This is a genomic window from Bacillus niameyensis (assembly GCF_001375535.1).
Classification (GTDB): domain Bacteria; phylum Bacillota; class Bacilli; order Bacillales; family Bacillaceae_C; genus Lederbergia; species Lederbergia niameyensis.
In genome coordinates this window covers 1-8,400 of record NZ_LN831193.1, presented here as the reverse complement: position 1 = coordinate 8,400, position 8,400 = coordinate 1, and the positions used below count along the sequence as shown (strand labels likewise).

Here is an 8,400-nt window from a genome sequence, read left to right as displayed (position 1 = left end):
GCGACTAGGAAACTTCTACGCTTCTTCCTACGATAAGTCAACATCGGCTCGTGCCTCGCCGTGTTTCCTTTATCTCGTCAGAAGCTAGGAAGTTTCTACGTCGCTAACGGGCGCTTCCGCTTTTCTTATTTTCTAAACTGTTTTAGACTTTCATTCATTTCTTTAGTTTGTTTATATACGTTCTGATAAATTGTAAAAAGCTCACGATATTTCTCTACATTTTCCGTAATAGGTTCATATACATCAGCAGCTTCCAGAAACTTTTCTGCACATTCATCTAAACTATGAAACCAGCCACATCCATATGCAGCTAACATTGCTGCTCCCATACCAGGACCTTGCTCACTAGCTAACTTTACTATTTTCGCATTAAATATATCGGCTTGTATTTGTAACCATGTTTTATTCTTTGCCCCACCGCCAATGGAAACGACTGTATCGATCGTTTTGCCACTAGAGCGAAAAATTTCAATCGATTCATTTTGTGAAAAAGTGATTCCTTCTATCACAGCTCTAATAAAATGATTTCGAGTATGGGAGGAATCTACCCCAATAAAACTGCCCCGAATATTAGCATCAGGGTAAGGTGTCCTCTCTCCAACAATATAAGGGGTAAATAACAATCCGTTAGAGCCAACTGGAATATTCTCCATGCCTTGTAAGAAATCATCAAAATTCTCATCCTTGGCAAAGGTTTGTTTAAACCAGCTTAAACTGTATCCAGCCGCTAACGTCACCCCCATCGTGTAATAAGCGCTTTCCTTACCATGATTAAAATAATGGACCGTTCCATCAAAATCTCGTTTCTCACTTTCCTCATAAGACAAGACAACACCTGATGTTCCAATACTGCAAAGTGTTTTCCCCTCGGATAGGATCCCAGCCCCGATTGCGCCGCAAGCATTATCCGCTCCGCCTGCAAAAACTTTCGTTTGTTCAGAGAGGCCTGTTTTTTCTGCAAACTCTTTAGTGATTGTACCGACAAAATCACTTGATTCTACTAACGAAGGGCATATTCTCGGATTAATTCCAAGTAATTCGCAGATCTCTAAACTCCAGCTTTTTTCAGCAATGTTTAATAATAATGTACCTGCTGCATCTGAATAATCCATCTGAATTGCTCCCGTCATCCGATACCGAAGATAATCTTTAGGAAGCAGGAATACATTCGTTTTTTCAAAAATTTCTGGTTCGTACTGTTTGACCCATAGAAGTTTTGGTAAAGTAAAACCTTCTAAAGCAACGTTTTTAGTAATTTCTAGAAGCTTTTCTTTGCCAACAACGGTATTAATTTGCTCACATTGTTCTGTCGTTCGTGTATCATTCCATAAAATGGCGTTTCTTAATAAGTAACCATCCTTGTCTAATACAACAAGCCCATGCATTTGTCCTGAAAAACTAATTCCTTCGATATTCGTTGGATTATATATGTTAACTAACTCCGATAATGCTTCTACCGTTTTTTCAACCCACTGATTAGGATCCTGTTCACTATAGCCCGATTGTTTTTGAATTAGTGGATAAGATTTTGTGACCTCGTGGACTACATTTCCCTTTTGGTTGACTAATAATACTTTGACAGAGCTTGTCCCTAAATCAACGCCAATTACGTGTTTCATTATCATCTTCCTTTTTATAAAAGAGATGAACCTGAATATCCAGGTTCATCCTCCATTATTTTGCAAAAGCAGTCAATAAATATTGATTAATAATAGCTCTTATTTCTTCAACACGTCCCGATTCATTTTTAATTTCAGTTAATTGAAGGGCGTGCTGCTCTAATTTATGGAAATCAGTCGTTCCTTCCGTAATCTCACGACCAATTCCGTTAGTAAAACTGCTGTATCGTTTTTCAATAAAGTTGTCCAATACTTTATCTTCAATTAATTTATGAGCCACTACTAAACCAACTGCGAAACTATCCATTCCGGCAATATGAGCGCGGAATAAATCTTCAGCTTCAAACGATCCTCTTCTTACTTTAGCATCAAAGTTTAATCCACCTTGACCTAGCCCACCATTTTTAATAATTTCATACATTGCTAATGTAGTAGAATATAAATCGGTTGGAAATTCGTCTGTATCCCAGCCAAGCAATGGATCTCCTTGGTTAGCATCAACTGAGCCAAGCATACCATTAATACGAGCAACTCGTAATTCATGCTCAAAAGTATGACCTGCTAATGTTGCATGGTTCGCTTCAATATTGAATTTGAAATAATCTTCCAAATTGTATTTTTGGAGAAAAGCAAGACCTGTTGCTACATCAAAATCATACTGATGTTTCGTCGGCTCTTTCGGCTTTGGCTCGATTAAAAATTGCCCGTTAAACCCTATTTCTTTAGCATAATCAACGGCCATATGGAAAAACTTTGCTAAATTATCTTGTTCTAGTCCCATATCTGTATTTAATAAGGACTCATATCCTTCGCGGCCACCCCAGAAAACATAGTTTTCAGCACCGAGACGCTTCGCCACTTCTAATCCTTTTTTCACCTTTGCTGCCGAATAGGCAAATACATCTGCATTACAAGAAGTTGCAGCTCCGTGAACAAAACGAGGATGACTAAACATGTTAGCTGTATTCCAAAGTAACTTTGTTTTACTTGTTTTCATGTACTCTTCGATCATCGTAACGATAATATCTAAATTTTCATTTGTTTCCTTTAAAGTTTCACCTTCTGGAGCAATGTCGACATCATGGAAGCAGAAAAACGGTACATTTAGCTTTTCAAAAAATTCGAAAGCGGCTTCAACGCGAGCTTTTGCTAAATCCATACCTTTCAAGTGATTCCATTGACGAACCATATTTCCTTGTCCAAATGGATCTGTTCCATCAAAAGTAAATGTATGCCAATAGGCAACACCAAAACGGAGCCATTCTTCCATTGTACGGTCGCCAATTTTTTCCTTAGGATTGTAAAACTTAAATGCTAAAGCATTTTTCGATGTAGGACCTTCATATTGAATAGTGGAAACGCTATCGAAATATGTCATTCAAACAATCTCCCTTATGATATGATAATTTTATCTAGTAAAAGCATACCATGCTTTAAATTAGTTTGTCCATTGGATAAACTAAGTTTTAATGAAAATTATTTATTTCTGTTTTAGAATTATGGTACTAGAAAAAATAGGTAGGAGAGCATGATGGAAATACTTACGGGAAATCAACAACTTGTTAAACAAATTAATAAAAACCTTGTATTAGACACGATAAAAAAAGAAGCTCCTATTTCACGGGCTCATATTTCGCAAAAACTGGGACTAAACAAGGGGACGGTATCCTCGCTTGTTAATGAACTCATCGAAGAACAGCTTACTATTGAATCTGGCACAGGAAAATCAAGTGGTGGTCGAAAACCTGTTATGCTCCTTTTTAATGAAAAAGCAGGCTATTCCATCGGCATTGATTTAGGAGTTAACTATATTTTAGGAGTGTTAACTGATCTTCAAGGCAATATTGTTACGGAGATTAGAAAGAATGTTCACGTCCGGGACTATGACTCTGTCCTACATATTCTAAAGTTGTGTATCCAAGATTTAATATCCGCTTCACCGTCAAGTTACTATGGAATTATCGGCATAGGGATTGGGGTACCTGGACTAGTCAATAATGAAGGAGAAATTTTCATTGCCCCTAACCTTGGTTGGAAAAATACGCATTTAAACTCGGATATGGAAGAGAGCTTTCATATTCCTGTAATCATTGAAAACGAGGCCAACGCTGGGGCTTACGGTGAAAAGCTTTTTGGAGCTGGTAAAAATCACATTGACATTTTATACGTAAGTGCGGGTATTGGAATCGGGGTCGGAATTATCTTAAAGGGTGAGTTATTCACAGGTATGAGAGGCTTTGCAGGTGAAATGGGTCATATGATTATAAGGGCTGATGGAAAAAAATGTTCCTGTGGCAGTCAAGGTTGTTGGGAGCTTTACGCTTCTGAGCACGCGTTATTAGAAGAAGCAGAGCAACGTCTTGGAACGGATAAAAAAAATCTATCGCTCGAGCAACTTGTGGAACTTGCTGAACAAGGTAATGAAATTGTTTTACAATTATTCCATGATATTGGAAAGTATATGGCGATTGGTATTAATAACATGATCAATACTTTTAATCCCGAACAAATCATAATTGGTAATCGCCTTGCTTTGGCAAAACCGTGGATAACTGACGCCCTTTCAACATTTATTAGAACTAATACGCTATCTCAACATCAAAAAGATATAAAAATAGATTTCTCTAAATTAAGCTCTCATTCAGCTGCTTTTGGCGTATCAGCGATGTCGATTGGAAGCTTTTTAAAAGGTGATTATAATAAAGTGAAACTTCAATCAGGGGAGGGCTTTTCATCCCCCACTGATTGTTAGTTAAACGAAGCGGGTTTTTACTGGCTATTGATCCCCTTGTCGAATTTTTGAAGTGTGGTCTTACAGCCAGTTAATGAGTGATAAATAGACTCTTTGATGAGGAATAGAGAGGATTCTACTTTCTATTCCTGTCTTTAATATATGTCTACTATTATCTCTTCCCCATTCTTTCCCCTGAATTTGTCCTTACATCCTAAAGTACTTGTTAATTCCCTCCAATTTACTTTACAAATATAATATTTTTCGATATCATTTCAAAAGTATAGTTTAAATATGTCCGTTTTTTTATATTGTAAAATAATGTTTTAATATCCTTTTCTCGAATATGGTTATCTCTTTTTTCATGAATACCCCCTCCCCCATTTTAGAAAACTTTATTTTATATCCCAAACTATGTTGTGATATTTTCCCCACAAAATTTGTTGTGGTTCCACTTGAGCAAAAGATAGGAGGCATTTTATTGAGTTGGCTAGATAATATCGTACAAAATTTAAATACATTTTTATATTCATATGTACTAATCATTGTATTAGTTGGTACTGGATTATTTTTTACTTTTAAAACTAAATTTGCCCAGTTCCGATTCATTCCTGAAATGTTCCGTGTATTGACAGAAAAGACAGCTGTTGATAGTACTGGCAATAAAGGGATCTCGTCCTTCCAGGCATTTACAATTTCTGCGGCTTCACGAATTGGAACCGGAAATATTGCTGGTGTGGCAACGGCCATTGCTCTCGGTGGACCCGGTGCAGTTTTTTGGATGTGGACCATTGCCCTTATTGGAGGGATCTCAGCTTTAATTGAAAGTACTCTGGCACAAATATATAAAGTAAAAGATGGACATGTTTTTCGAGGCGGGCCAGCCTATTATATGGAAAAGGGCTTAAACAAACGATGGATGGGTGTTCTTTTTGCAGTCGTGATTACGTTAACATATGGATTTGTTTTTAATGCGGTCCAGTCGAACACAATTACAATTGCCTTCGAAGAAAGTTTTGGAACAAATCGAATGATCATTGGAATTGTCTTATCGATTTTAACTGCCGTTATCATATTCGGTGGATTAAAACGGGTCGTACATTTAACTCAAGTTCTTGTCCCTGTCATGGCCATTGCTTATATGCTTGTCGCTCTTTTCGTAGTTGTGTTAAATATTGTTGAAATTCCTAATGTACTTCTCCTTATTTTCAAATCAGCTTTCGGTTTGGAGGAAGCTTTTGCGGGAATGATCGGGGCAGCTATTATGAATGGGATCAAACGTGGGTTATTTTCCAACGAAGCTGGAATGGGATCAGCTCCTAATGCGGCAGCAACAGCCTCTGTTTCTCACCCTGTCAAACAAGGGTTAATCCAGGCTTTAGGTGTATTTGTTGATACGTTACTCGTCTGCACGTCAACAGCAGCGATTATTTTATTAAGTGACGCCTACACACGATCAAATGCCGCCTCCATTAATATAACGCAAATTTCTTTAGTTGATAATCTTGGTAGTTGGTCAGGAATATTTTTAGCAATAGCTATCCTTATGTTTGGCTATAGTACTATTATCGGAAACTATTACTACGGTGAAACGAATATCGGCTTTATTAAAGAATCGAAAACAGCGTTAACGATCTTCCGTATAATCGTCGTCGGATTTGTTATGTTTGGCTCAGTGGCAAAAGTGCAACTTGTATGGGACTTAGCAGATTTATTTATGGCATTTATGGCATTGATTAACCTTGTTGCCATTTTCATGTTATGGAAGGTTGCTAAACCTGTATTAAATGATTACTTCATTCAACGGAAAAAAGGCTTAGATCCCGTTTTTCACAAAAAAAATGTCCCAAATATAGGTGAGGTTGAATGCTGGGGCGATGAAGAAAATGAGGGTGAAAAATAAATCGCGTTATTTGATTTTTAAAATCCCGCACTGCGAAAGCGTGCGGGATTTTAAAATGCCGAGAGCTTATAGAAACGTCATATTTAAATTAAATGCCAATATCCAAATATCCAAGTTAGGTTCAACATTACAGTCGTTAGCAGCGTATAATGAATCCGACCTTTTAAGCTCCAATCCTTCTTCCACCAAAGTAAAAAAGTAAAGATAAGCATCCCCACTCCCAAGAAAACCAAAACATGTGGAATGAACACTGTTATCCCACTCCATGCAGGTACCATTCCCAATGCTACTTTCGGAAGTTGGTAGATAGGATCAATTTCACCAGTTAATACAACTTCCACAACTAAAACCAATAAGAGAATCCCAGTTACAATAGCCACTGACTTTGCCCATATGGCTATTTTCGGATCGGAAGTTTTTCTCCGTATTAAAGCTTTGATACCCCAATAAATGAGACTTCCGAAAAATAACAAGACAGCCGCAATAATAGATAAAAAAGTAAACCCACTAGAAGCATACCATGGTGGCTTTGAATAGGTCATCGGTCCATCTGTGGTCAGCATTATGTTCCCATGAGGGTCCGTTAGAAACGCAATCGTTCGAAATCCCCCATAAGCATCAATAGCTTCTCCCTCCCTCATATTTTGATAGACACCAGGCTCTATTTCCATAAATCTATTTTTTATTCCATTATGGTTCACCAATAAATAACTATCATTAGCTTGAACACGGATCATCCCCATTGTGAGACTAATTAAACTTTCCTCTGTAGTGAAACTTTTTCGATTCTGATGATATTCACCAATGTACCGGCTAGCATTGTCCTTCGTTTCATCTGGTGGCGTTAATGTCATATTGTTCGTTAACGGAAAATAGTGATCCATAAAAGCTTCAAAAAGCTCGGTATGAGTGAGAAAATCATTACCACTATAGGAGATAAATAGACCGATATTTTCTTGAGGCAATAAATACAAACCCGAATCGAACAGTGTCGTACTGCCACCGTGATAAAGTACTTTCTGATCATTGATTGTTTTTTCAATAAACCCTAAAGCCATCCCGTCTAACTGCGGGTGATGGGTAAAGTGTTGTTCAAACATATATTGAACAGTTTCCTTTTGAAGGATTCCATTTCCACCTTGTAGGTATGCCAGCATAAATGTTGCCATATCTGAGGCCGTGCTGCTCATTCCTCCAGCAGGTGCAGGAACATACTCGAATTTGCCTTCTTTAAATTTCCCATCAATATATCGATAAGCCTGTGCTAGATTGATAGAATGCCCCTTTTGTAATGGTTGATCGAATGTACTGTGATTCATTTTGAGCGGCTTAAATATATTTTCTTCAACATAGTCTGTATAGGGCATACCAGAAACTTGCTCAACAATATAACCTGTTAAAGCGGTACCATAATTAGAATAGGCAATGACTTCTCCCGCAGGAAAAACACGTTCCGGCCGATACTCACGTACATATTGATCAAGAGGAAGCATTTCCTCAGATGAAAGTCTAAAAATCGAATCCGCATAATCTTCAAATCCAGGAGTATGGGTCATTAAATGTTGAAGTGTAATTGGTTGCGGTTCGGATTTATACGAGCCTGCACTAAGTTTTGCCGGAATTTCAAAATCTAAGTAATTATTAATATCTGTGTTAAGATCCAGTTTTCCTTCTTCGACAAGCTGCATGATCGCCGTCCATGTAACGAGCTTCGATATTGAACCAATCCGAAACATAGTTGTTTCTGGATCTACGATTTTTTCCTCCTCAAGATTGGCGTAACCATATCCTTTTTCAAAAACTACTTTACCGTCAGCCACTAAGGAAACAGTTGCATTCGGGATATGTTCTTCTTCCATCTTTTGAAGTAAGATCCCATCTATGAACATTTCAATATCGGAAAAATCATTATATTGTCTGGCATTTGTTGTACGAATATCTACTGACATCCAGAGCAAGAATGAAACAGCCATAATAATGGGTAACTTTATTTTCAATTTTGGTACTTCCTCCCTTTATTTAAATAGACTCTCGGCATTCACCGAGTAAGATGGTACAAGGTTTTCTTATACCAATTTTTTATTTCTCCTCCTACTATTAATAGGGGGATATTTCATTTTTTTGTTAGTAAAATTGCTCATTCTCTA

Annotated in this window: 5 protein-coding genes; 2 read left to right on the top strand and 3 right to left on the bottom strand. The window is 37.5% G+C overall.

Annotated elements, in window-relative coordinates; genetic code table 11:
• Window positions 1-125: 125 nt before the first annotated feature.
• Both xylB and xylA read right to left on the bottom strand, forming a co-directional pair.
• Window positions 126-1,619 carry a xylulokinase gene (gene xylB, locus BN1243_RS00030; protein WP_062104221.1) on the bottom strand — a complete coding sequence of 498 codons (1,494 nt, stop codon included), beginning with the start codon at window positions 1,617-1,619 and terminating at the stop codon, window positions 126-128.
• Between the two features lie 55 nt (window positions 1,620-1,674).
• Window positions 1,675-2,997 (bottom strand): xylose isomerase, encoded by a 1,323-nt coding sequence (gene xylA, locus BN1243_RS00025; protein ID WP_062104219.1) that lies wholly within the window; start codon window positions 2,995-2,997, stop codon window positions 1,675-1,677.
• A gap of 153 nt (window positions 2,998-3,150) precedes the next feature.
• Between xylA and BN1243_RS00020 the strand changes: the two genes are divergently transcribed.
• Entirely contained in the window at window positions 3,151-4,371 is a 1,221-nt protein-coding gene (locus BN1243_RS00020; protein WP_062104216.1) for an ROK family transcriptional regulator, read from the top strand.
• Window positions 4,372-4,831: 460 nt separating this feature from the next.
• The gene (locus BN1243_RS00015; RefSeq protein WP_062104214.1) at window positions 4,832-6,253 is read left to right on the top strand and encodes an alanine/glycine:cation symporter family protein; all 1,422 of its coding nucleotides are present in this window, start codon (window positions 4,832-4,834) and stop codon (window positions 6,251-6,253) included.
• An 83-nt stretch (window positions 6,254-6,336) separates the two neighbouring features.
• Here BN1243_RS00015 and BN1243_RS00010 read toward each other — a convergent pair whose 3' ends face one another.
• Entirely contained in the window at window positions 6,337-8,250 is a 1,914-nt protein-coding gene (locus tag BN1243_RS00010; RefSeq protein WP_062104212.1) for a serine hydrolase domain-containing protein, read from the bottom strand.
• Window positions 8,251-8,400 lie beyond the last annotated feature (150 nt).

What these genes read in the sequence shown, in the direction of transcription:
- xylB (WP_062104221.1), bottom strand. Translation starts at nt 1,619, where the DNA reads ATGAAACACGTAATTGGCGTTGATTTAGGGACAAGCTCTGTCAAAGTA.
- BN1243_RS00020 (WP_062104216.1), top strand. Translation starts at nt 3,151, where the DNA reads ATGGAAATACTTACGGGAAATCAACAACTTGTTAAACAAATTAATAAA.
- xylA (WP_062104219.1), bottom strand. Translation starts at nt 2,997, where the DNA reads ATGACATATTTCGATAGCGTTTCCACTATTCAATATGAAGGTCCTACA.